This is a genomic window from Pseudarthrobacter albicanus (genome assembly GCF_018224015.1).
Classification (GTDB): Bacteria; Actinomycetota; Actinomycetes; order Actinomycetales; family Micrococcaceae; genus Arthrobacter; species Arthrobacter albicanus.
This window is the reverse complement of the sequence record NZ_JAGPOT010000037.1, coordinates 16229-37613: the sequence shown is the minus strand read 5'-3', so window position 1 is coordinate 37613 and position 21385 is coordinate 16229. Positions and strand designations below refer to the sequence as shown.

General features: G+C 67.8%; 21 protein-coding genes. 8 read left to right on the top strand and 13 right to left on the bottom strand.

The features are described 5' to 3' along the window. The 5 genes from J9611_RS10150 to J9611_RS10130 all read right to left on the bottom strand — a co-directional run. On the bottom strand, positions 1 to 121 hold a 121-nt coding region (locus J9611_RS10150; RefSeq protein WP_211879833.1), incomplete at its 3' end, for a DnaJ domain-containing protein. 163 nt (positions 122 to 284) lie between these two features. After that, the gene (locus tag J9611_RS10145; RefSeq protein ID WP_211879830.1) at positions 285 to 959 is read right to left on the bottom strand and encodes a nucleotide exchange factor GrpE; all 675 of its coding nucleotides are present in this window, start codon (positions 957 to 959) and stop codon (positions 285 to 287) included. Between the two features lie 2 nt (positions 960 to 961). Beyond that, entirely contained in the window at positions 962 to 2824 is a 1863-nt protein-coding gene (dnaK, locus tag J9611_RS10140; RefSeq protein ID WP_211879828.1) for a molecular chaperone DnaK, read from the bottom strand. 250 nt (positions 2825 to 3074) lie between these two features. Then, positions 3075 to 3647 carry a hypothetical protein gene (locus tag J9611_RS10135; RefSeq protein ID WP_211879826.1) on the bottom strand — a complete coding sequence of 191 codons (573 nt, stop codon included), beginning with the start codon at positions 3645 to 3647 and terminating at the stop codon, positions 3075 to 3077. Between the two features lie 96 nt (positions 3648 to 3743). Continuing rightward, positions 3744 to 4496 (bottom strand): TetR/AcrR family transcriptional regulator, encoded by a 753-nt coding sequence (locus J9611_RS10130; RefSeq protein ID WP_211879825.1) that lies wholly within the window; start codon positions 4494 to 4496, stop codon positions 3744 to 3746. A gap of 184 nt (positions 4497 to 4680) precedes the next feature. Between J9611_RS10130 and J9611_RS10125 the strand changes: the two genes are divergently transcribed. The 4 genes from J9611_RS10125 to J9611_RS10110 all read left to right on the top strand — a co-directional run bounded on the left by J9611_RS10125 (position 4681) and on the right by J9611_RS10110 (position 8105). Next, positions 4681 to 5661 (top strand): NAD-dependent epimerase/dehydratase family protein, encoded by a 981-nt coding sequence (locus J9611_RS10125; RefSeq protein ID WP_246527632.1) that lies wholly within the window; start codon positions 4681 to 4683, stop codon positions 5659 to 5661. A gap of 155 nt (positions 5662 to 5816) precedes the next feature. Next, entirely contained in the window at positions 5817 to 6632 is an 816-nt protein-coding gene (locus J9611_RS10120) for a methyltransferase domain-containing protein (RefSeq protein ID WP_211879821.1), read from the top strand. A 277-nt stretch (positions 6633 to 6909) separates the two neighbouring features. Continuing rightward, positions 6910 to 7377 (top strand): hypothetical protein, encoded by a 468-nt coding sequence (locus J9611_RS10115; protein ID WP_211879820.1) that lies wholly within the window; start codon positions 6910 to 6912, stop codon positions 7375 to 7377. A 170-nt stretch (positions 7378 to 7547) separates the two neighbouring features. Further along, the gene (locus J9611_RS10110; RefSeq protein WP_211879818.1) at positions 7548 to 8105 is read left to right on the top strand and encodes a dihydrofolate reductase family protein; all 558 of its coding nucleotides are present in this window, start codon (positions 7548 to 7550) and stop codon (positions 8103 to 8105) included. Here J9611_RS10110 and J9611_RS10105 read toward each other — a convergent pair. Further along, a complete protein-coding gene (locus J9611_RS10105; RefSeq protein WP_211879816.1) occupies positions 8078 to 10084 on the bottom strand; it encodes a vWA domain-containing protein in 2007 nt (668 codons plus the stop codon). The two genes, J9611_RS10110 and J9611_RS10105, sit on opposite strands and share 28 nt — an antisense overlap. Before the next feature lie 44 nt (positions 10085 to 10128). Beyond that, positions 10129 to 11517, bottom strand: coding sequence for a sigma 54-interacting transcriptional regulator (locus tag J9611_RS10100; protein ID WP_211879814.1), 1389 nt, complete (start codon positions 11515 to 11517; stop codon positions 10129 to 10131). Positions 11518 to 11773: 256 nt separating this feature from the next. On the opposite strand from J9611_RS10100, the gene J9611_RS10095 reads away from it, so the two are divergent. From J9611_RS10095 to J9611_RS10085, 3 genes are all read left to right on the top strand, one after another. After that, the gene (locus J9611_RS10095) at positions 11774 to 12445 is read left to right on the top strand and encodes an MSMEG_4193 family putative phosphomutase (protein ID WP_211879812.1); all 672 of its coding nucleotides are present in this window, start codon (positions 11774 to 11776) and stop codon (positions 12443 to 12445) included. A gap of 1 nt (position 12446) precedes the next feature. After that, a complete protein-coding gene (locus J9611_RS10090; RefSeq protein WP_246527627.1) occupies positions 12447 to 13160 on the top strand; it encodes an SCO1664 family protein in 714 nt (237 codons plus the stop codon). Positions 13161 to 13246: 86 nt separating this feature from the next. Then, positions 13247 to 13870, top strand: coding sequence for a LysE family transporter (locus J9611_RS10085; RefSeq protein ID WP_211879811.1), 624 nt, complete (start codon positions 13247 to 13249; stop codon positions 13868 to 13870). Between the two features lie 54 nt (positions 13871 to 13924). Here the strand turns inward: J9611_RS10085 and J9611_RS10080 are convergent, their stop codons facing one another. From J9611_RS10080 to J9611_RS10055, 6 genes are all read right to left on the bottom strand, one after another. Next, positions 13925 to 15517 carry an acyl-CoA synthetase gene (locus J9611_RS10080; protein ID WP_211879809.1) on the bottom strand — a complete coding sequence of 531 codons (1593 nt, stop codon included), beginning with the start codon at positions 15515 to 15517 and terminating at the stop codon, positions 13925 to 13927. A gap of 88 nt (positions 15518 to 15605) precedes the next feature. Further along, the gene (locus J9611_RS10075; RefSeq protein WP_211879807.1) at positions 15606 to 16985 is read right to left on the bottom strand and encodes an MFS transporter; all 1380 of its coding nucleotides are present in this window, start codon (positions 16983 to 16985) and stop codon (positions 15606 to 15608) included. A gap of 43 nt (positions 16986 to 17028) precedes the next feature. Continuing rightward, entirely contained in the window at positions 17029 to 17484 is a 456-nt protein-coding gene (locus tag J9611_RS10070) for a MaoC family dehydratase (protein WP_211879805.1), read from the bottom strand. A gap of 90 nt (positions 17485 to 17574) precedes the next feature. Further along, on the bottom strand, positions 17575 to 18813 hold the full coding sequence (locus J9611_RS10065) for an acyl-CoA dehydrogenase family protein (RefSeq protein WP_211879803.1): 1239 nt from the start codon (positions 18811 to 18813) through the stop codon (positions 17575 to 17577). A gap of 1 nt (position 18814) precedes the next feature. Next, on the bottom strand, positions 18815 to 19708 hold the full coding sequence (locus J9611_RS10060) for an amidohydrolase family protein (protein ID WP_211879802.1): 894 nt from the start codon (positions 19706 to 19708) through the stop codon (positions 18815 to 18817). 1 nt (position 19709) lies between these two features. After that, complete coding sequence (locus J9611_RS10055) at positions 19710 to 20645, bottom strand: SDR family NAD(P)-dependent oxidoreductase (RefSeq protein ID WP_211879800.1); 936 nt, start codon at positions 20643 to 20645, stop codon at positions 19710 to 19712. A gap of 245 nt (positions 20646 to 20890) precedes the next feature. Between J9611_RS10055 and J9611_RS10050 the strand changes: the two genes are divergently transcribed. Then, positions 20891 to 21376 carry a MarR family winged helix-turn-helix transcriptional regulator gene (locus J9611_RS10050; protein WP_211879798.1) on the top strand — a complete coding sequence of 162 codons (486 nt, stop codon included), beginning with the start codon at positions 20891 to 20893 and terminating at the stop codon, positions 21374 to 21376. Positions 21377 to 21385 lie beyond the last annotated feature (9 nt).

Here is a 21385-nt window from a genome sequence, read left to right as displayed (position 1 = left end):
TATCCGGGTGGTGCTGCCGCGCGAGCTTCCGGTAGGCCTTCTTGATGTCGGCGTCGGAAGCGTCCTTGGCGACACCCAGGATCTTGTAGAAGTCCTTGTCCACCCAGTCCTGGCTAGCCAATGGCGTTTCCTTTCAAAAGTCTTGCTTGGGTTGCGCGAAGCGGGACATGGGCCCCCGCCCCTTCGCGTGGTGGCTTGGTCCTTGCGGACCAAGCCACCACGCTCCGGCAGGCCCGAAGCCACTCCCGGGGCCCATGTCCCGCTTCGCGCTGTGTCAGCTCACTTTACGCGGGTACCGCGACGATAACCTGTGCTGCCCTGAGCACCCGGTCACCGGACTTGTAGCCCGTGCGCAGGACCTGGCTGACGGTGTCGATCTCGACGTCCGCGCCGGGCTGCTGGATGAGGGCCTCGTGGATCGTGGGGTCGAACTCCACTCCGGTCTCGTTGATGCGCACCAGGCCATACGTCTGCAGCGCGTTCTCCAGCTTGGCGGCGATCGCGGCGAACGGGCCGTCGGCGAGGTCACCGTGCTGGCGGGCGGCGTCGACGTCGTCCAGTACCGGGAGCAGCGAGTTCAGGACGCCGATGACGGCCATCTCCCCTGCCACGGCACGGTCGCGTTCGACGCGCCTGCGGTAGTTGACGTATTCGGCCTGCAGCCGGCGGAGATCGTCCTTCAGCTCCTCCGCTTCGGCAGAGACAGCACCCTGGGCCACCGATTCCGCGGCGGGCACCTCAACGCTGTTGAGGATGTCCTCGGCCTGGGACAGCGCGTCCCCTGAACCGGAGTCCCCTGCTGCGGCGCGCTCCTGGTCAGGGTGGCGGGCCTGGCCGGTCTCCGGATCAACCTTGCGGTTGTCGTGGATGATCGGCTTCTGCGGCTCGTTCTCCTGCTCGTTACCGTGGCCCCGGTTCTCGGAAGAACTGTGCTCGTCTTCGTTGCCGTGATGGGGCATGGTTACTTCTTCTCTTCTTCGTCAACGATCTCGGCGTCGACGATGTCCTCGTCGGATCCGGCGGCCGGCTCACCCTCGGGTGCGCCCGGGGTGCCCGTGGCGCCGTCCGGGGAACCGGCCTGGGCGTAGATGGCCTCGCCGAGCTTGGTCTGGGAAGCCTGCAGCTTCTCAAACGCGGTCTTCACGGCGGCGTCGTCGGTGCCTTCGAGCGCTGACTTGAGGGCGTCGACGTCGGCCTTGACCTCCGTCTTGACCTCTTCCGGCAGCTTGTCAGCGTTGTCGGCGATCAGCTTGTCCACGGAGTAGGCGAGCTGCTCGGCGGTGTTGCGGGTGTCGGTGGCCTCGCGGCGTGCCTTGTCCTCCGCGGCGTGCTCCTCGGCGTCACGGACCATACGGTCGATGTCCTCCTTGGAGAGCGCGGTGCCGCCGGTGATGGTCATGGACTGTTCCTTGCCGGTGCCCTTGTCCTTCGCGGAGACGTGCACGATGCCGTTGGCGTCGATGTCGAAGGTGACCTCGACCTGCGGGACGCCGCGCGGTGCCGGCGCGATGCCGGTCAGTTCGAACGTGCCCAGCGGCTTGTTGTCACGGGTGAACTCGCGCTCGCCCTGGAAGACCTGGATGGCCACGGACGGCTGGTTGTCGTCCGCCGTGGTGAAGGTCTCGGACCGCTTGGTGGGGATGGCCGTGTTGCGCTCGATCAGGTGCGTCATGACACCGCCCTTGGTCTCAATGCCCAGGGACAGCGGGGTGACGTCGATCAGCAGCACGTCCTTGCGCTCGCCCTTGAGGACACCGGCCTGCAGGGCGGCGCCGACGGCGACGACCTCGTCCGGGTTGACGCCCTTGTTCGGCTCCTTGCCGCCGGCGAGTTCCTTGACCAGCTCGTAGACGGCCGGCATGCGGGTGGAGCCGCCGACGAGCACGATGTGGTCGATCTCGGAGAGCTTGATGCCGGCTTCCTTGATGACGTCCTGGAACGGCTTCTTGGTGCGGTCCAGCAGGTCCTTGGTCAGGTCCTGGAACTTGGCGCGGGTCAGCTGCTCGTCCAGGTGGACCGGGCCGTCGGGGGTGACGGAGAGGTACTGGAGGGAGACGTTGGTGCTGGTGGAGGAGGAGAGTTCCTTCTTGGCCTGCTCGGAGGCCTCGCGCAGGCGCTGCAGGGCGATCTTGTCCTTGGACAGGTCGATGCCCTTGACCTTGAGCTGGTTCAGCAGGTAATCGACAACACGCTGGTCCCAGTCGTCGCCGCCGAGGTGGTTGTCGCCGGCGGTGGAGCGGACCTGGATGGTGGAGAAGTTGTCTTCGTCCTTGCCCACCTCGAGGAGGGAGACGTCGAAGGTTCCGCCGCCGAGGTCGAAGACGAGGATGAGTTCGTCTTCCTTGCCCTTGTCCAGGCCGTAGGCCAGCGCGGCCGCGGTGGGCTCGTTGACAATGCGGAGGACGTTCAGGCCCGCGATTTCGCCGGCCTCTTTGGTGGCCTGGCGCTGGGCGTCGTTGAAGTAGGCCGGGACGGTGACGACGGCGTCGGTGACCTTTTCGCCGAGGTAGGACTCGGCGTCGTTCTTCAGCTTCATCAGGATGCGGGCCGAGATTTCCTGGGCCGTGTACTTCTTGTCGTCGATGGCGACGGTCCAGTCGGTGCCCATGTGGCGCTTGACGGAATGAATGGTCCGGTCAATGTTGTTGACGGCCTGGCGCTTGGCGATCTCGCCGACCAGGACCTCGCCGGACTTGGAGAATGCCACGACCGACGGCGTGGTGCGGCCACCCTCGGCGTTGGCAATGACGGTGGGCTCGCCACCTTCGAGAACGGAGACGACGGAGTTGGTCGTTCCGAGGTCAATTCCTACTGCACGTGACATATGTTGCTTCCTTCTTTCTGGGAAACCTGCTGGGTCTGGCTGCGGACGTGGAGGTCCGGCCGTGATTGAGCGATCTACACTCAACTTTACCCAGGGCCGGATTTAAGTCAATCCAGAGTTGAGTGGATGTGACTCAACTCTGGATCGGCGCCGGCCCGGAGGACCGTCCCAGCGGCCGTTTTTCCCGGAATTCCGCAGGCGGAAGCCGCAGGGCGACGGGTGTTCGCCCTGCGCGAATGCCTCGCGTGGACTAGATGTCGTCGACTTCCGTGTTGTCGCTGCGGCGCTGGTCTGCCCGCTGGGTGTCTGCCGTTCCTGCGGTTCCTGCGGCGCCGTAGTCGCCTTCCTGATACTCGCCCTCTTCGGCGGCAGCGTCGCCGACGGCGGCCGGCTCCCCGGCGGGGGCCGGCTCCCCGGCGGGGGCCAGCTCCTCAACGGTGGCGTCACCGACGGCGGCCGGCTCGCCGACGTCGCCGGCCGCGCCGTAGTCGCCCGCAGGGTAATCGCCGGCCTCGGCGCCGACGGACGCCGTGCCTGCCACGCCCGCCGTGCCGTAGTCGCCGGTGGGGTATTCGCCCTCTGCGGCCGTGGGCGGATTCACGCCGGTCACCCCCGCTGTGCCGTAGTCGCCCTCGACGTACTGGCCTTCGGCGGGGGCGGGTTCTGTGTCCTCGGCTTCGGCGGCGGCGCGTTCGGCGGCGGCGCGTTCGGCGGCGGCGCGTTCGGCGGGGGCGCGTTCGGCGGGGACCGGCGTGGCGCCCCGCCGCTGTTCTGCTGCCGTGCGGTCAAACTCGCTGTTTTCAGACATGCTCTCTTCAGACATGGACGGATCCTTCCTGGAAGCATCGGGCGCGCCGGGAGGGCGCAGTGGCAGTCTATCGAGCACCGCGCGGAGGCAACAGAGGCGCCGGGACGCAGCCTAGGCGGCCTGGCCAGGAAGGCCTGCCACGCCTTCCAGCACACCAAGATGGTGGGCGAAGAGCTCGTCACGGGCGGCGAAAGTGTCCGGGCCATACTGGCCGAAGACCTCAAAGCTGATGGCACCGAACAGCGAGGTCCACACCAGCGCCCCCCGCGCCAGCAGCGCATCGGGGACAGCAAGCCCCAGTGCCGCCCGGATTTTCGCCAGGTCCGCCGCCAGCCCCGGGCCCAGCGTGGGCGCGACGGCCGCGGCCGGGTGGCCTGCCGCGGTCAGCCGGCCTGCCCGGTAGGCGCCGTCGAAGATGGCCATCAGCGCGTAGATGACCCGGGTTCCGGGGCCGGTGGTCCGCTCGGGCGGCGCGCGGTAGCCGGGCACCGGACTGCCGAACAGCAGGGCGTAGCGGGCAGGCTCGCGCAAGGCCCAGTTCCGGACGGCCAGTCCGAGCGCCCGGAACCGTCCGGCGAAGTCGCCTTCCGGCAGGGCGCCGACGGCGGCATCCACTTCGTCGCCCAGTTCGCCGTAGGCGTCGATCAGCAACAGCGTCAGCAGCTCCTCGCGGTTCTCCACGTAGCGGTACACCGCGGAGGAGACCACACCGAGATCCCGTGCCACCGCACGGAGGGACAGCGCCGCCGCCCCGTGCAGCGCCAGGTGCTCCCGGCCCAGCCGGATGATGTCGGCAACCGTCCGGGCGCGCGCCCGCTCACGGGGCGTGCGGGGCTTCGCGGGGCTGGCTGTCGCGGGGGGCATGGTTCCAGCATTCCACAATGCAGAGCACTGTCAACAAATGCGAGCACCGCTCTTGACTTCCCCTCGCATCGGCGCCATTCTTGTTGTGAGAGCACTGCTCTCACAACTGAGAGGGAGACCAGTGAGCGAATCTGAAGGGTCCGAAACTGAAGCTACTGAGTCTGGCGTGTCCGGACCGTCTGAGCTGTTTGTGGTCAACGGAGCAGGCCCGGTCGGCTGGACGGTCGCCGAGCAACTGGCCGCGGCCGGCCACCGGGTGCGGGTCCTGACGCGGTCCGGAAGCGGCCCAGCCGGTGCCCGGATCAAGAGGCGGCCCGTGGATGTGTCGGATGCCGGGCAACTTGGCGACGCCTTTGCCGGAGCCGGGGCCGTCTTCCACTGCATCCATGGTTCGCAGTACAGCGCCAAGGCCTGGGAAAAGGAACTCGCGGCAGCCGAGCAGACGGTGCTGGCAGCGGCGGCTGGTGCGGGCGCCGTCGTCGTCTTTCCGGAAAGCCTGTACGCCTACAGCGAGCCGGAACGGACTATGCGCGAGGATGGTCCGCGCGAGGCAAGCGGCGGCAAACGCGGAGTGCGGACGGGGCTGCTCCGCGCCCGGGCAGCGTCCCCCGCGGATACCGTGAGCGTCGTGGCCGGCGACTTCTTCGGGCCGAGGGTCCGCGGCTCCCATGCCGGCGAGCGCGTGGTCCGGCCGGTGCTGGCGGGCAAGTCCCTGCAGGTGATCGGCAGCGCCTCCCAGCCGCATTCCTTCACCTACGTCCCGGATCTGGCCGCGGCCATGATCGCGGCGGCCCGGACCCCTGCGCTGTGGAACCGGGTGTGGCACGCACCCACCGGGCCGGCGCTGACGCAGCGGCAGATCGCCGGAGCATTCGCCGCGGCAGCCGGTGTCCGCGCGCCGCGCGTCACGGCTGTTCCTGGCTGGGTGGTGCGGGCGGCGGGGTGGTTCTCGCCGGGCATGAAGGAGCTCGCCGAGACGCTCTACCAGTTCGAGCGGCCGTTCGTGATGGATTCCGGCGCCAGCGAGGCGGCCCTTGGCCTGCGGCCCACGCCGCTGACAGAGGCCGCCGCCGCGACCGTGGGCTGGTGGCGGGAGCAGGCCGCCGCCGGACAGGCCTCGTCTGCGTCTGCGGCGGCGGCCGCGTCACGCAGGGCAGAGTCTTAGCCGGGCGGGCAGGCGGCGACCCCGGGATTCCGCGGCCGCTCCCCCGCCCGGCATCCAAAAGACTGCCGGGCGTGACAGGCGCCGATCGCACATCGCCACCCGGTTGCTGGCTGCTTGGGCACCCGATTGCCGCCGCGGAGGGGTAGCGTCTTCCTATGAGCGACCAGCAGCCGGAAGACGTCTACACCCACGGGCACCACGAGTCGGTGGTCCGCGCCCATGCCTCACGGACGGCGGAGAACTCCGCGGCCTTTGTCATCCCGCACCTTACGCGCGGGGTTTCGGTGCTCGACGTCGGCTGCGGACCGGGCAGCATCACCTGCGATTTCGCCGAACTCGTCGCCCCTGGCCAGGTCACCGGGCTGGACCGCTCCCCCGAGGTGGTCGCCCAGGCCACCGCCCTGGCCGCCGAACGCGGCGTGCAGAACGTCACGTTCGTCGCCGGCAACATCTACGACCTCGGGTTCGACGACGAGACGTTCGACGTCGTCCATGCTCACCAGGTGCTGCAGCACCTGACGGATCCGGTGGCCGCGCTGCGGGAGATGCGCCGGGTGGCCAGGCGCGGCGGGATCGTGGCGGTGCGCGACGCCGATTTCCACGGCATGAGCTGGTACCCCGCCATCCCGGAGCTGGACGAATGGATGGAGCTGTACCAGCGCATCGCCCGCCGCAACGGGGCCGAACCCGACGCCGGCCGGCGCCTGGTGTCGTGGGCGCAGTCCGCCGGGTTCACCGACGTCGCACCCTCCAGCAGCAACTGGCTCTATGCCACCGGGCAGCAGCGCCGGTGGCAGGCGCGGGTGTGGGGCGAGCGGGTCCTGCATTCGGCGTTCGCGGACCAGGCCTTCGAATACGGCTTCGCCAACGCCGCCGACCTGGCCCGGATTTCCGCCGGCTGGCACCGCTGGGGCTCCACCGACGACGGCTGGTTCCTGATCCCCAACGGCGAGGTCATCGCCCGGGCGTGACTTCGTCAGATCCAGGCTCGGGCCTGTGGACGAGAAGCCTCCCATGGCAGGCCACCCTCGGATTGCCGGAAATGGCCGGAAAGGGCGGCTTCCTAACGGCCATTTGCGGCAAATGACGGACCGCTTCGGGACACGAGGCCGCAGCAACGGGGCCGAGCCGCCACTCACAGCGCCACCACAGCCACCCCAAAGTCCCGCCATACCTCCGCGCCCGAGGCTGGTTGCAGGCCGAAAGCTCGGCCGGCCCGGGAACCGGGCCCCAGCAAAGGAGATCCAGATGGCAAAGATCAACAAGACCACTGCAGGAATCATGCTCGCCGCAGTCATCAGCGGCGGCGCAATCGGTGCGGCGGCCCTCCCGGCGATGGCCGACGACGCCAGCGGCACTTCGACGTCGACCGCCACCGCCGCCGCGGACGGTTACGGAACGTCCGACGGCGGCACGGGTGCCCGCGGCCCCCACCAGGCCAACGGCAAGACCGAGGAAATCCTCACCGGCGACACCGCCACGAAGGTCGAGGCGGCCGTCAAGGCCGCCCAGCCGGATGCGACGATCGAAAGGATGGAAACCGACGCCGACGGCGCCACCTATGAAGCCCACATCACCAAGGCGGACCGCACCCGCGCCACCGTCCTGCTCGATGCGAACTTCACGGTCACCGGAACCCAGGAAGGCCAAGGCGGCGGCAGGGGCCATGGAGGCTCGGGCGGCTCGGCCACTGACGGCTACACCTCCAACGGCTGATCCTGACGGCAGCCGCAGTTGCGGGATAGGGCTGAGGGACAAGGCTGCCGGCAGGCTGCTCCGGGCGGCGGCACCGCCGTCGTTCGGGGCAGGCCTCTGGCAGCCAGCCATTCCCTGCCTTTCGATCTCCCGGTAGGGTGCTCGAAAGGACCCGCGATTAAGGAGACCCCATGCGCAAAGTGACGGCCGGCCTGTTCTGCTCCGTGGACGGAGTGGCTGAAGACCCGTTCCTCTGGCAGTTCGACAGCTTCGACGAGGAGCTGGGCACCGGGATGGGCGAGATGATGGGCCGGATCGAGACCGGGCTCCTGGGCCGCGTCGGGTACGAGCAGTGGGCAGACTACTGGCCGAATGCCGAAAGCGACACCGATTTCGCCGGGTTCATCAATGCGCTACCGAAATTTGTCGCCTCCCGGACCCTGTCCGGAGAGCTGGAGTGGCAGAATTCGCGCCTGATCGGCGGGCCGCTGGAGGACTTCGTGGCGGACCTGAAGAACGGCGACGGCGGCGAAATCGGCGTCTTCAGCAGCATCTCGCTGGTCCGCCAGTTGCTGTTCGCGGGCTTGCTCGACTCGCTGATGCTTATCGTCCACCCCGTCATCGCCGGCAGCGGCCGGCGGCTCTTCAACGACGGCGACCCGGTCACCCGGCTGGAGCTGCAGTCGTCCCAACAGACCAGCAAGGGGAACATGGTTCTCACCTACGGGCTCCAGTCGGCGTCGTCGTAGGGGCGGCCGCGGAAATGAGCGCGGAGGTACTCCCCCACAACGGCAGCCCCGAGATCCCCAGCCTCGGGCGCGACGACCCGGCCGTCGATTCGGCGGACCATGCGCTGGACGAACCGCTCAAGACCGGGGTCGTCGCCGAGCCGGAAGAACGTGGCTTGCGTGCCGGCACGCCCAAGGCGGTCGAGCTCGCTGACCGTGACACGAATTGTCTCCGGGTCGGGCGGCCAGGCGAACCATGACTCGCCCTCCGCCAACAGGTGCGCGGTAGGTTCGCCATCGGTCACCACGAGGAGGACGGGCTGCATTGACGGGTGCTGGCGGAAGAAGCGATTGGCCAGCAGCAGGCCGTGATGCAGGTTTGTTCCCTGCTCCTGCTGTGCCGGCAGGGCCGTGAGCTCGCCGATGTCCATGGACTGCGCGTACCGTCCGAACGTGATCAGCTGCAGCCGGTCCCCACGGAAACGGGTTGAGACGAGGTGGTGCAAGGCGAGCGCGGTGCGTTTCATCGGCACCCACCGCCCCTCGGCGGCCATCGAGAATGAGACGTCGACGAGCAGGACGACGGCGGCCTGGGTGTGCGCTTCGGTTTCCGTCACCTCGATGTCGCCCACCCCGAGGCGCAGTCTGCGGCCCGGATCACCGCCGTCCGCGACCGTGCGGCTGATCGCGTTGGTCATGGTGCGCGTGACGTCCCACGGCTCGGCGTCCCCGAACTGCCACTGACGGCTGGAGCCGGTCTGTTCGCCGGCCGCGCCAGCGACACGCGTGTCCCGGTGCCCCGGCCGGCCGGACAGTTGCTTGGCGGTGTCCCGCAACAGTGACCTGCCGAGCCGTCGCATGGCCTGCGGGGACAACCGGAGGTCGCCGTCGGCACCGCGCCGGAGGTAGCCGCCGTCCTGCATCGCCCGCTCGATCTCCGCGAGGGTGCGGGCCGTCACGGCGGCATTCTGTCCGAGTTGGCGTGCGAGGGCATCCAGATCCAGATCGTCAAGCCGTGATCCGTTATAGGACTGGGAGAGCTGTTCGGCCAGCTCGTCGAGTTCGGCGATGTCCTGGAGAACGCCTGTGCCGTCGCCCAGCCCGAGTCCTTCCTGACCCTCGAAGCGTTCGGAACCTGTCCAGTCCTCACCGGGGCGCAGTGCCTGCAGGCTGGAGTCGAGTTGATCGAGCTGGGCCATGAGTTCGGGCGAGCCGAACGCCTGGGCGGACAGGCGCATCAGCTCATCCCGCTGCTCGGGTGACATGGATTGCAGGAGCCGCCGGGCCGCGGCAGCGCGCTGGGCGAGGGCGTCGACCAGCTGCTCGACTGATTGTGGATTCTCTGGAAAGAAGCGGCCGTGCCGCGACATGAACTCCTGAAAGTCCGCGTCGGTGTCTTCGCCGCGTCGGTGGTTGCCGAGCAGCTCGTTGAGGTCGCGCAGCATCTCGCTCACGGCCGCGCGGTCCTCATCAGTGGCGTTCTCGAGCACTTGTTTCATGCCCGCGAACCGCTGGTCCAGGACCTCACGGCCCAGCAGATCCTTGATCCGCTCGTAGGCTTCCCGGGCGGTGCTCGACTGCCAGTCATAGGAGGCGAGTTCGTTGACCGCAGCCGCCGTGGAAACGGGCAGGTTCTGCAGTTGCATCTCCCGGAAGGCGCGGTCGGTGTTGTCCATCATGGCGTCGCGGGCGAGCTGCTTGCGCTCCTCCAGCACCGCAGTGTCGAGCAGCTTCCGGGCCTCGCTGAGGGTGCCGTCCAGCCGGTGGCGGCTGAGCAGTTCACTCCGGCGCTGTTGGACGCGGCCGGCGAGGTCGTCGAGCCCTTCCCGGTTCCGGCCGCCGCGCCGCAGGAACTCCTGCAGGGCGTGCCGGGGCGAGTAGCCTGCCATGACGTCCTCGGCGATCGCGTCGAGCGCCTCTGCCAGGTCGACCGGCGGGGCGAGCGGATCGGGTCCTCCCGTGTACCGGCCGTACGTGGAGGACCGGTTGTGAACGCCCATGATGCGGCCTGTCCCTATCCCTGATTTCTAGCCGTAAACCATTCCTAGCCGTAGATCGTCTCCTCGTCGTCGGACTCCTTGGAGATCCGCCGGGCGAGGTAGAGGCCTTCCAATGCAAGTTCGATTGCGGCGGCGCGCTGCCCGTCGTTTTTCGCGTCCAGGCGCCCGCTGATCTCGTCGTAGAGGCCGGATCCGTCAAGAGACGGGAGGTTTTCGAGGAACTCCCGCGCGGTGATCTGTTCCCCGGTGGTCACGGTCGTGTGGCCGTCGAGCGCCGCCACGAGTGGACCGAGGTCGAGACCATGGTAGTGCGCCCGCACGGCTTCGGCAGTGGCCGTGCGCAGGAGGTGATCGAGGACGGCTTGTTCACGCCCTTCCTCACCCGATTCGAACTCAATCTTGCCAGTGAGGACGTCGACTGCGGTCTCCAGATCGACGATCCGGGCGACTGGCTCGTCCTCCCCGCGCATGCTGGCCCGGCGCAACGCCGCCGCGGCGACGGTCTCGGCGCCCGCGATGGCGAACCGCGCCGAAACTCCGGAGGTCTGGTTGATGGCCGGGGACTGCCGCAGCGCGCGGGTGTAGCGGGCCAGGATCTCGAGGATGACGGGCGGGACGTGGGCGACCAGCCGCCCCTCCTGCGCGATGACGGCGACCTCGTCGTCCAGCTCTATCGGGTAGTGGGTGCGGATCTCGGCGCCGAAGCGGTCCTTCAGGGGCGTGATGATCCGGCCGCGGTTGGTGTAGTCCTCCGGGTTGGCGGACGCGACGACGAGCACGTCGAGCGGCAGCCGCAGCACGTAGCCACGGATCTGGATATCGCGCTCCTCCATCACGTTGAGCATCGCGACCTGGATCCGCTCGGCGAGGTCGGGCAGTTCGTTAATGGCGACGATGCCGCGGTTGGAGCGCGGGACGAGACCGTAGTGGATGGTTTCCGGGTCCCCGAGCCGGCGGCCCTCGGCCACCCGCATCGGGTCGACGTCGCCGATGAGGTCGGCGACGGAGGTGTCTGGCGTGGCGAGCTTCTCGACGTAACGTTCCGAGCGGTGGCGCCACGCAACGCGCAGCCGGTCGCCTTCGGCGAGCGCACGGGCGCGGGAGTGCTCCGTGATCGGTTCGTACGGGTGTTCGTTCAGTTCCGATCCCTCGATCACCGGCGACCACTCGTCGAGCAGCCCGACCAGGGTGCGGAGGAGCCGTGTCTTGCCCTGTCCCCGCCCGCCGAGCAGGACAACGTCGTGGCCGGCGATCAAGGCGCGCTCGAGCTGGGGAAGGACGGTCCGGCTGAAACCATACATTCCAGGCCACGGGTCGCGGCCAGCGGCGAGCGCGGCGAGCAGGTTGCCGCGGATTTCGTGGCGCAGGTCCTTGTGGACGTGGCCGGCTCCACGCAGTTCACCAACGGTGAAGATATCGGGACGATCACTCACCCCTCTACGGTAGTCCTCGAACGTGCGGTGGATCGAGCGAATTTCTCAGATTCCCGGGCATTGGGCCGCCGTAAGAGAGCCGCCCGGGGTCCCCGGGCCGAGCCTGCGAGGCACGGGGTAGGCGGTGAACGATACCGCTCCGCGGCTCCCCCACCCTCGCAAGCTCGGTCGGGGCCCCTGCAAGAGAGCCGCCCGGGGTCCCCGTGCTGAGCGAAGCGAAGCATGGGGCAGGCGGCGAACGCTACGCTTGATCCTGATGACTGCAGCAACACCGTCGGCTCCAGCGACACCACCATCGGGACCGCAGGGCACCCTTGTCCTTCTGGTGCGCCACGGGGAGACACCCACCACGGGCACGGTGCTGCCCGGGCGCGCCCCGGGCCTGCACCTGTCCGACCGGGGCCGGGTCCAGGCTGAACAGGTCGCGGAACGGCTCGCTGGTCTTCCGGTCGATGCCATCTATTCCTCGCCGCTGGAACGCGCCTGCGAGACTGCACGGCCCACGGCTGCCAGCATCGGACTCGAGGTGAACGCGGATGCCGGCCTGATCGAGTGTGACTTCGGCGAATGGACCGGCGCAGTGCTGGCCGAGTTGGCGGGCCTGCCGCAGTGGCAGACCGTACAGCACAGTCCGTCGGCCTTCCGCTTCCCGAACGGGGAGAGCTTCGTGCAGATGCAAGCGCGGATGGTAGGAACGCTCGAGGTGCTGTGGACCGCCCACGCCGGGGGCGTCGTCGTGTGCTTCTCCCACGCCGACCCGATCAAGGCCGCCGTAGCCCACGCCTTGGGCACGCATCTGGACCTCTTCCAGCGGATCGTCATCAGCCCTGGCTCGGTCTCGGTTATCTCGTATGTGGAGGGTCTGGCGCCCGCCGTGCTCATGGTGAATTCGACCTTGGAACCATTGAATGGACTGAGGGCGTCGTGAAATGGGACAGACGGTGTCCGGACGGGAGCTGACACTGCTCGTCGAGGGCCGCATCGAGCTGCTCGGACGCATCGTGCGAAGTAGCAACGAGACGTTCCTCGTCCGGGTCTCCTGCGGGGACGACTCCGCTCGCGCGGTCTACAAGCCGGAGGCCGGGGAACGGCCGCTGTCCGACTTCGAGCCCGGGCTGTACCGGCGCGAACGCGCGGCTTACCTGCTCAGCGAGTACCTGGAGTGGGGAATCGTGCCGCCGACGGTGATTCGCGAGGACTCCCCGCGGGGGATCGGATCGCTGCAGTGGTTCGTCGAGTGCGACTTCCGTGAGCACTACTTCACTCTGTACGCGGACTCACCCGAGACCCATGGCGTCTTGTCGCAGATTGCCCTGTTCGATTGCATAGCCAACAACACTGACCGCAAGAGCGGGCACGTGCTGCGCGGCCACGACGGACGGGTGTGGGGCATCGACCAGGGGCTGTGCTTCTCGGCAGGCTACAAACTGCGCACCGTGATCTGGGACTTCGCCTGTGTTCCTATCCCCGATGCCCTGCTGGAGGACATCACCCCGCTCGCAGAGGCCGTGCCTCCCGACGTGGCCGAACTCCTCGACGATGCGGAGGTCACCGCCCTGCAGCGCCGGGTGCAGCGCTTGCTGCACGACCGGGTGCTGCCGGTTGACCGCACCGGCATGCGTTACCCGTGGCCGCTCGTGTAAGTGACCTCGCATGGACGATCTGCATGCTGGCCGGGCGGGCAGCGCCAGAGGAAAAGTGGGATACCCCGCGGCCTTAAACTGGCTGGGTGCAACCTTCCCTATGGCTGGCCCTCGCCGGCGCCGGCGTCCTGATCAGCTTCACGCCCGGCGCGGGCGCAATCAACACCATGAGCAATTCCCTGAACTCGGGGTTCCGCCGCTCCCTGTGGGGCATCCTGGGCCAGCAGGCGGCACTGGTAGTGCACATCCTGGTCGTGGCCCTCGGCGTCGGGGTGCTCGTGGCCAGCTCGCCGGTGGCCTTCAGCGTCATCCGCTACGCCGGCGCCGCATACCTGGTCCTTCTGGGTATCAAGCAGTTCCTGCACAAACCGGACCTGGACCAGGAGAAGGCCGCAGCACTGCGGAATGAAGCGGCCCTCTCGATGTTCCGCCGCGGCGTGTGGGTGAACCTGCTGAACCCCAAGGCGGTCGTGTTCTTCCTGGCCTTCATGCCGCAGTTCATCCGCCCGGAGCAGCCGCTGCTGCCGCAATACCTGGTCCTGGCCGCGACGGTGATCGGGATCGACATCCTGGTGATGTGGTTCTTCTTCGCCGCCGCGGCCAGGTCCTTCCAGCGCTTCACCCACGATGCCCGTGGACAGAAGATCCTCAACCGGATGTTCGGGGTGCTGTTCGTGACGATGGGCGCCCTGCTGGCACTGATCCACTGACCAGCAGGCGAGCGCCGGAGCGGTCCTGCCCGGCGGGCGCCGTCCGTCCCGGCGTCACTGCTGGCTGGAACTCAGCTTCCGGAGATCGGCCTTCCTGATCTTGCCGCTGGCGGTCCGGGGCATCTCATCGACGAACACCACGGACTTGGGGATCTTGTAGCGCGCCAGCCGGCCATCCAGGTGAGTCCTGAGCTGATCCTCGGTGAGCTGCGCCCCCTCGCGCAGCAGCACCACCGCCCGCGGGACCTCGCCCCACTTCTCATCGGGAACACCGATCACGGCGACGCTTCCCACCGCCTCGAGTTCGGCGATGGCCTGCTCGATTTCGGCCGGATAGATGTTTTCGCCGCCGGAGATGATCATGTCCTTGAGCCGGTCGGAGACGAAGACAAACCCGTCCCCGTCCTTGTAGCCCATATCGCCTGACTTGAACCAGCCGCCGGGTGCATAGGATTCGGCCGTGGCCTCGGGCCTGTTCCAGTATTCATGAATCACGTTGGGACCCTTGATCTGGATCTCGCCCACGGTTCCCTGCGCCGCCGGGCGTTCGTCGAAGCCGGCGATCCGGACATCCGTGAAGAACTGCGGAAGCCCTGACGATCCCGCCTTCTCACGGGACCGGGCGGCCGGAAGCGTGGTGGCCCCCGGTGCTGTTTCGGTCATTCCGTAGCCGTTGGAGAACCGCAGGCCGCGCGCTTCATAGGCTTCCAGGACCCGCATGGGCACCGCGGAGCCGCCGCACGTCAGCTTGTTCAGCGAGCCCAGCTCCGTGGTCTCCCAGGCCGGGTCCTCGCACAGCATCTGGTAGGTGGTGGGCACGCCGCTGATGGTGGTGGCCCGGTGCTTTTCGATGAGTTCCAGCGTCCGCCGGGCATTGAACTTGGGCTCGAGAACCACGGTGCCGCCCTTGAGGAGCGTCGGCAGCACCCCCATGTCCAGCGACGCCACGTGGAACATCGGCGAAATCATCAGCGCCACATCCGCGGCGGAAAAGTCGAAGTCCACGATCACGTTGATGCAGTTCCAGGTGATGTTCCCGTGGGTGAGCAGGGCGCCCTTGGGGCGCCCGGTGGTGCCCGAGGTGTAGAGGATCATAGCGCCGTCGTCCAGGGTCACCGGTTCATCGAGGGGCTGGTCCGCGCCGGAGGCCAGCACCTGCTCGAAGTCCTCCACCGCCGCTCCGTCCGCCCCGCCGGCAGCCAGCTCGCCGCCGCCGGCCGCGCCGCCGCCGTCAGCGGAAACGTCGAGGGAATCGTCGACGGCGACGAGCCTCGCCACCGCCGTGCCGGCCGATCCGCGGGCAGCCAGTTCGCGCAGGCTCCGCGCGTGGACCACGGCCACGGCCCCGCTGTCCTGAAGCTGGAACTGCAGTTCCGGAGGTGCGAGCCGGGTGTTGAGCGGGACGAAGATGGCACCGAGGCTGGCGCAGGCGAACAGGGTCTCCAGGAACGAGGGGTGGTTCTCCCCCAGATACGCCACCCTGTCCCCCTTGGCCACCCCGCGGTCCCGCAGTGCATTGGCCAGCCGGACGCTCCGGTCAGCGAACTGTTCATAACTGAGTTCGTGGTTCCCGCTGATCAGCGCAGTCTTGCTGCCCGACTTGGGGCGGCGACGTTGCAGCCACGAGCCGATGCCAAAATTCTCCACGGCGAGTCCTTTCTACAAAGAGGTTAGTACGGAGTGCCGGGTTCAGGCCCGGACCGGAGGCCGGTTCCGGGCCTGGACCCTGCCAGGGTCAGGCCTGGACCGTCTGGAGGTCGTTGTCCTTCGGTTCCCGGGTCAGGAGGATGAACACGATGGACACGGCCGACATGATTGCCAGGAACCAGACCACGGACGACGTCTGCTGGCCGGAGTCCTTGAAGATCTGTGCCACGATGCCAGGGGTGAATCCGGCGCCCAGCAGGGTTGCCAGCTGGTAGCCCAGGGATGCGCCGGTGTAGCGGGACGTGGTGCCGAACTGCTCGGACACGAACGCCGCCAACGGCCCGAAGAGGGTGGAGTGGATCATCAGGCCGATGGCGAAGGCCACGAAGATCAGCACGATGTTGTTGGAGGAGAGCAGCGCGAACATCGGCACGAGGTAGATGACGAAGAGCACCAGTCCGCCGATCATCACCGGCCGCCGGCCCACCTTGTCGGACAGCTTGCCGCCCAGGAGCACGAACACGATGGAGACCAGGGAGGCCGCGGCAAAGGCATACAGTACGCCCTGCCGGTCGGCGCCCTTGGAGACGGTGTAAGTTACGGCGAACGTGGCCAGGACCACCTGAAGCCCGAAACCCGCGGCCCCGGCGAGCATGGTGAAGATGAGGGTCTTGGGCCGACGCAGCACCTGCAGGAGGGGCATCACCGGCTTTGTTGTGGCGTCCGCTTTGTTTTCGAGCGCCGCCTTCTCCTGCTCGGCCTTTTCCTGCTCTGCCTTTTCCTGTTCCAGGGCGGCCTTGAAGATGGGGCTTTCGGAAACCTTCAGCCGGACGAACATGCCCACGCCCAGCAGCACGAAGGAGAGCAGGAACGGCACGCGCCAGCCCCAGGCGAGGAACTGGTCGTTCGGCAGGGCGGAGAAGGTGCCCATGATGAGCGTGCCCAGGACGGCGCCGGTGGGGGCGCCGGCATTGACGAACGAGGCCGCAAAGCCGCGTTTCCCCGATTCCGAGTGCTCGAGCGCCATCAGGGCGGCTCCGCCCCACTCTCCGCCCACGGCGATGCCCTGGAAGACCCGGAGGATCACCAGCAGCACCGCGCCCCAGGGGCCAATGGCCGAGGCTCCCGGTACCAGGCCGATCAGGGTGGACGCCAGGCCCATGACCAGCATGGAGATGATCAGCATGCCCTTGCGGCCCAGCTTGTCACCGAAGTGGCCGAAGATGATCCCGCCGAGCGGGCGGGCCACGTAGCCGGCGGCGAACGTGCCGTAGGCGGCCACCACCCCCACCCAGTCGTCCATGCCGGAGAAGAAGACCTTGGGGAAGACTACGGCTGACGCGGTGGCGTAAAGCAGGAAGTCATAGAATTCGATGGTGCTGCCCAGGTAGCTGGAAGCGATGACGGTGCGTGCTTCCTTGCGCCGCTCGGCGGTGCCAAGGGCTTGAAGCTGGGTGAGTCCGGACATGGTTGTTCCTTTGAACAGAGGGAGGGTCCTTGAAGAGGCGCTTTTACTTGTAGAAGCGGGCGAGGAACTCGGCCACGACGGCGGGGCGTTCCTGGCCTTCGATTTCGATGACGTTGGCCACCTTGATCTGGGCGCCGCCCTTGACCTCGGTGACCTCTGCGATGGTGGACTGCATGCGGATCCGCGAACCGACCTTGACCGGGGAGGTGAAGCGGACCTTGTCGAGCCCGTAGTTCACCTTGGTGGTGACGCCGTCGACGTCGAACAGCTCGCCCCAGAACGGGATGATGAGCGAGAGCGTGAGGAAGCCGTGGGCGATCGGGGCGCCGAACGGGCCGTCCTTGGCGCGTTCGGGGTCAACGTGGATCCACTGGTCGTCGCCCGTGGCATCGGCGAACTTGTTGATCTGTTCCTGGGTGATTTCGCGGTATTCGGTGGTGCCGAGGTCGGTGCCGGCGAGGGTGAGCAGTTTGTCGAAGTCGACGACGAGGTTGGGCATGGTGTCCTCCTGAGGGATGGCTGGGGTAGGGAACTGTCCGACGGCGGCGTCGGAGTGGGGCGGTGCTGTTTCAGTTGGGTGGTGGTGGGGTCAGCGGGTGAAGGCGCTTTCGCCGGTGAGGGCCCGGCCGATGATCAGGGCGTTGATTTCGTGGGTGCCTTCGTAGGAGTAGACGGCTTCGGCGTCGGCGTGGAAGCGGGCGACGTCGGTGGCGAGCGTGATGCCGTTGCCGCCGACCACTTCGCGGGCGAGGGCCACGGTTTCGCGCATGAGCAGGGACGTCTGCATCTTGGCCAGGGCCGAGTCCTGGTCCCGGTAGATGCCCCTGGCCTGCTGCTCGGTCAGCCGGACCACGAGGGACAGGGACGCGGTGACGTTGCCGAGCATCCGGGCGAGCTTTTCCTGGACCAGCTGGAAGGACCCGAGCGGGCGGCCGAACTGCTGGCGTTCCGTGACGTAGCGCAGGGCCGCCTCGAACGCGCCGGCCTGGATGCCGGTCGCGATCCACGCGACATCCGAGCGCATGGCCTTCAGCATCGCCGCCACGTCCCGGAAGGAGTTCACGTTGTGCAGCCGCATGGACTCCGGAACGCGCACGCCGTCGAGGGTGATGTGCGCGTTCTGCATCATCCGCAGCGCCGTTTTACCGTGGATCTTCTCCAGCGTCACGCCTGCCGCCTCGCGCTCGACCAGGAACGCCTTGACCTGGCCGTCCGCCACGTCGCGGGCAAACACGGCCAGCACATCGGCGGTGGAGGCACCGCCGATCCACCGCTTGGCACCGTCCAGGACCCACGAGTCCCCCTCGCGGCGCGCGGTAGTCGAGAGCCCGCCGGCGATGTCCGAGCCGGAGTCCGGTTCGGTCAGGGAAAAGACGCCCTTGAGCGAGAAGTCGATGACCTTGGGCATCCACTGCGCCTGCTGCTGCGCCGAGGCGCCCACCCGGATGGCCGTGCGGAACAGCCCGGCCTGGGCGGTGTAAAAGGTGGCCAGGGAGGCGTCGGTGCGGGCGAGTTCGAAGATCCGGAAGCCCTGGTAGATGCCGCGGGCCGGATTGCGTTCTGCACCCGGGGCGCCAGTCAGTTCCGCCGGTTCCATCAGGTCCAGGTCGATCAGCGGCCGGGCGAGCTGCTCCGGGAATTCGCCGCGTTCCCAGTACTCGGCCAGCAGCGGCCGGGCCTTCTCATCGAGGAAGGCCCGCAGCCTGCCGAGCACGCGCCGCTCGTCCGCGGTGAGCAGCGACTCGGCGTCGTAATAGTCGCAGACGCCGTAGAGCCGCTCCTGGCCTGCCGTCTTCTGGCCTGCGGCCAGTGTGGTTTCGGTGCTCATCTCAGACTCCGAGCCCGAGCAGGCGGACGGCGTTGTGCTTGAGGATCTTGGGCCGGACCTCGTCCTTGAGCGGCAGGTCCGCGAAGGCGCCGAGCCACTTCTGCGGGGTGATGAGCGGGAAGTCGGTGCCGAAGAGGACCTTGTCCTGCAGCACCGAGTTGGACATCTTCACGAGGGACTCCGGGAAGTACTTCGGGGACCAGCCGGAGAGGTCGATGAACACGTTGGACTTGTGCGTGGCGATCGAGTTGGCCTCGTCCTGCCACGGCACCGAGGGGTGGGCCATGATGATCTGCAGCGCGGGGAAGTCCGCCGCGACGGCGTCGAGCAGGAGCGGGTTGGAGTAGCCGAGCTTGATGCCGTAGCCGCCGGGGAGCCCGGCGCCCATGCCGTTCTGGCCGGTGTGGAAGATGGCCGGCAGCCCGAGGTCCTGCAGCGTCTCCCAGAGCGGGTAGAACTGTTCGTCGGAGGGATCGAAGCCCTGCAGGGACGGGTGGAACTTGAAGCCGCGGGCGCCCAGGTCAATGGCCTGGTGCTTGGCGCCCTGGATGGCCCCGGCGCCGGTCCGGGGGTCGACGCTGCCGAACGGGATCAGGACGTCGTTGTTCCGGGCGGCCCCGGCGATGAGGTCCTCAATGCTGTTCGGCTCGTGCTTGAGCTGGGTGCGGGCGTCCACGGTAAACACGACGGCGGCCATGTTCAGTCCGCGGTAGGTCTCGGCAATGGAGTCCAGCGACGGGGTGCGGTCCTCGGCCTTGAAGTACTTCGCCGATGCCTCGGTGAGGGCTGGCGGCAGGGATTGGTGGCCGTGGCCGTCCACTTCGAGGTGGACGTGCATGTCGATCGCGTCGATCTTTGCGACGTCGATGTTGAGTTCGTAGCGCTGGGCAGCCATCTCAGCGGACCTCTGCCGGTTCGGGCTTGAGGTCTTCGGGGAGCGGGAGGAATTCCTCGCCGACGCTCTGCAGCTTGTCGCCGAAGAGCTTCCCGAAGTTCTCCACCAGGTCGGCGTAGCCCCAGCCGCCCTCGCGGTATTCGGTGGCCGCGGCCTCGGGGTGGGTCCAGAGCTGCAGGCGGTCCCCGCCGGCGCCGATGGCCTGGCCCGTGATGCCGGCCGCCTCGTCGGAGGCGAGGAAGGCAATGAGCCCGGCGACGTCGTCGGCCGTGCCGAAGCCGAGCTCGTGGCGGAAGAAGGCCGGCATGGCCTCGCCGCGCTCGTCCGCTTCGACGGCCTTCTGGAAGTACGGGATGGTCTTGGTCATGGCCGTGGCGGCCACCGGGATCACGGCGTTGGCGGTGACGCCGGCCTTCTTCATTTCCAGCGCCCAGGTGCGCACCATGCCGACAATCCCGGCCTTCGCCGCGGCGTAATTGGTCTGGCCGAAGTTGCCGCGCTGCCCGGTGGGCGAGCCGATGGTGATGATGCGGCCGGCGATGCCGTTTTCCTTGAAGTAGGCGAACGCCTCGCGGGCGCAGGTGAAGGTGCCCTTCAGGTGGACGTTGATCACGAGGTCGAAGTCCTCGTCCGTCATCTTCAGCAGGGACTTGTCCCGCAGGATGCCGGCGTTGGTGACCAGGATGTCCAGCCGGCCGAAGGCCTCCACGGCTTTCTGCACGAGCTGCCTGGCGGATTCGGTGCTGCCCACCGGCGCCACGACGGCGACGGCGCGGCCGCCGTCGGCCTCGATGGTCCCGACCGCTTCGGCCGCCACGTCGGCGTCGACGTCGTTGATCACCACGGCGGCGCCCTGGCGGGCGAGCTCCCGGGCGTAGGCCAGGCCCAGGCCCCGGCCGCTTCCGGTGACGATTGCTACTTTGCCTGACAGGCTCATGGCTGCTCCTTTGCACTGCGCCTTGCGGCGGATCTCCTTGGGAGCCGGCATGTGACGCCCGTCTCCGTTGTCTGGTTCAATCAGAACCCGAATCCTTGAAAATGTCAATCATTTATTTCTGCATCCAAAATACGGCGGCGGTGAACGCGCCGTCGTCACCCAGGCACAGAACTTCCGGGAACACGGCAACGGTGGGATCATTGAATAATTCAACGACCTAGACCGATCCCTGCCCGAAAGGCATCATGACACTCCAGGCAACTGACGCCGTCGGAAACTCCGCCGAGCCGTCCCCGCGACTGGCGGAATCAAGCATCAGCAACGATGTGGGCTTCCTGCTGGCCAAGCTGCACGCGGCCGGGAGCGTGCTCAACAACGCCGCCCTGGCGGAGTTCGGGCTGAAGGAGCGGTCCTATTCCGTCCTGGCGCTGGCCTGCGGTGACCTCGGGCCCACCCAGCGGGAACTGGCCGATTTCCTCAGCCTCGATCCCAGCCAGATTGTCGCCCTCATCGACGAACTGGAGCAGCGCGGCCTGGTGGAACGGAAAGCGGGAGTCTCGGACCGGCGGCAGAAACTGGTGGCGGCCACCGCAGAGGGCCGAAAGGTCCACGCCGCGGCACAGAAGGCAGCCAAAGCCGCAGAGGCCCGGCACCTGGGCATGCTCACCACGCAGGAAGTGGCCTCACTGCGGTCCATTCTGCGCAAGGCGGTCTGGGCGGAGACTCCCTAATCCAGCGTG

Excerpts from the sequence above, each read along its gene's own strand:
- J9611_RS10105 (WP_211879816.1), bottom strand. The coding sequence starts at position 10,084 with ATGGGCGTTCACAACCGGTCCTCCACGTACGGCCGGTACACGGGAGGA.
- J9611_RS10055 (WP_211879800.1), bottom strand. The coding sequence starts at position 20,645 with ATGAGCCTGTCAGGCAAAGTAGCAATCGTCACCGGAAGCGGCCGGGGC.
- J9611_RS10120 (WP_211879821.1), top strand. The coding sequence starts at position 5,817 with ATGAGCGACCAGCAGCCGGAAGACGTCTACACCCACGGGCACCACGAG.
- J9611_RS10060 (WP_211879802.1), bottom strand. The coding sequence starts at position 19,708 with ATGGCTGCCCAGCGCTACGAACTCAACATCGACGTCGCAAAGATCGAC.
- J9611_RS10090 (WP_246527627.1), top strand. The coding sequence starts at position 12,447 with ATGGGACAGACGGTGTCCGGACGGGAGCTGACACTGCTCGTCGAGGGC.
- J9611_RS10050 (WP_211879798.1), top strand. The coding sequence starts at position 20,891 with ATGACACTCCAGGCAACTGACGCCGTCGGAAACTCCGCCGAGCCGTCC.
- J9611_RS10095 (WP_211879812.1), top strand. The coding sequence starts at position 11,774 with ATGACTGCAGCAACACCGTCGGCTCCAGCGACACCACCATCGGGACCG.
- J9611_RS10110 (WP_211879818.1), top strand. The coding sequence starts at position 7,548 with ATGCGCAAAGTGACGGCCGGCCTGTTCTGCTCCGTGGACGGAGTGGCT.
- J9611_RS10075 (WP_211879807.1), bottom strand. The coding sequence starts at position 16,985 with ATGTCCGGACTCACCCAGCTTCAAGCCCTTGGCACCGCCGAGCGGCGC.
- dnaK (WP_211879828.1), bottom strand. The coding sequence starts at position 2,824 with ATGTCACGTGCAGTAGGAATTGACCTCGGAACGACCAACTCCGTCGTC.
- J9611_RS10065 (WP_211879803.1), bottom strand. The coding sequence starts at position 18,813 with ATGAGCACCGAAACCACACTGGCCGCAGGCCAGAAGACGGCAGGCCAG.
- J9611_RS10070 (WP_211879805.1), bottom strand. The coding sequence starts at position 17,484 with ATGCCCAACCTCGTCGTCGACTTCGACAAACTGCTCACCCTCGCCGGC.
- J9611_RS10145 (WP_211879830.1), bottom strand. The coding sequence starts at position 959 with ATGCCCCATCACGGCAACGAAGACGAGCACAGTTCTTCCGAGAACCGG.
- J9611_RS10130 (WP_211879825.1), bottom strand. The coding sequence starts at position 4,496 with ATGCCCCCCGCGACAGCCAGCCCCGCGAAGCCCCGCACGCCCCGTGAG.
- J9611_RS10115 (WP_211879820.1), top strand. The coding sequence starts at position 6,910 with ATGGCAAAGATCAACAAGACCACTGCAGGAATCATGCTCGCCGCAGTC.
- J9611_RS10135 (WP_211879826.1), bottom strand. The coding sequence starts at position 3,647 with ATGTCTGAAGAGAGCATGTCTGAAAACAGCGAGTTTGACCGCACGGCA.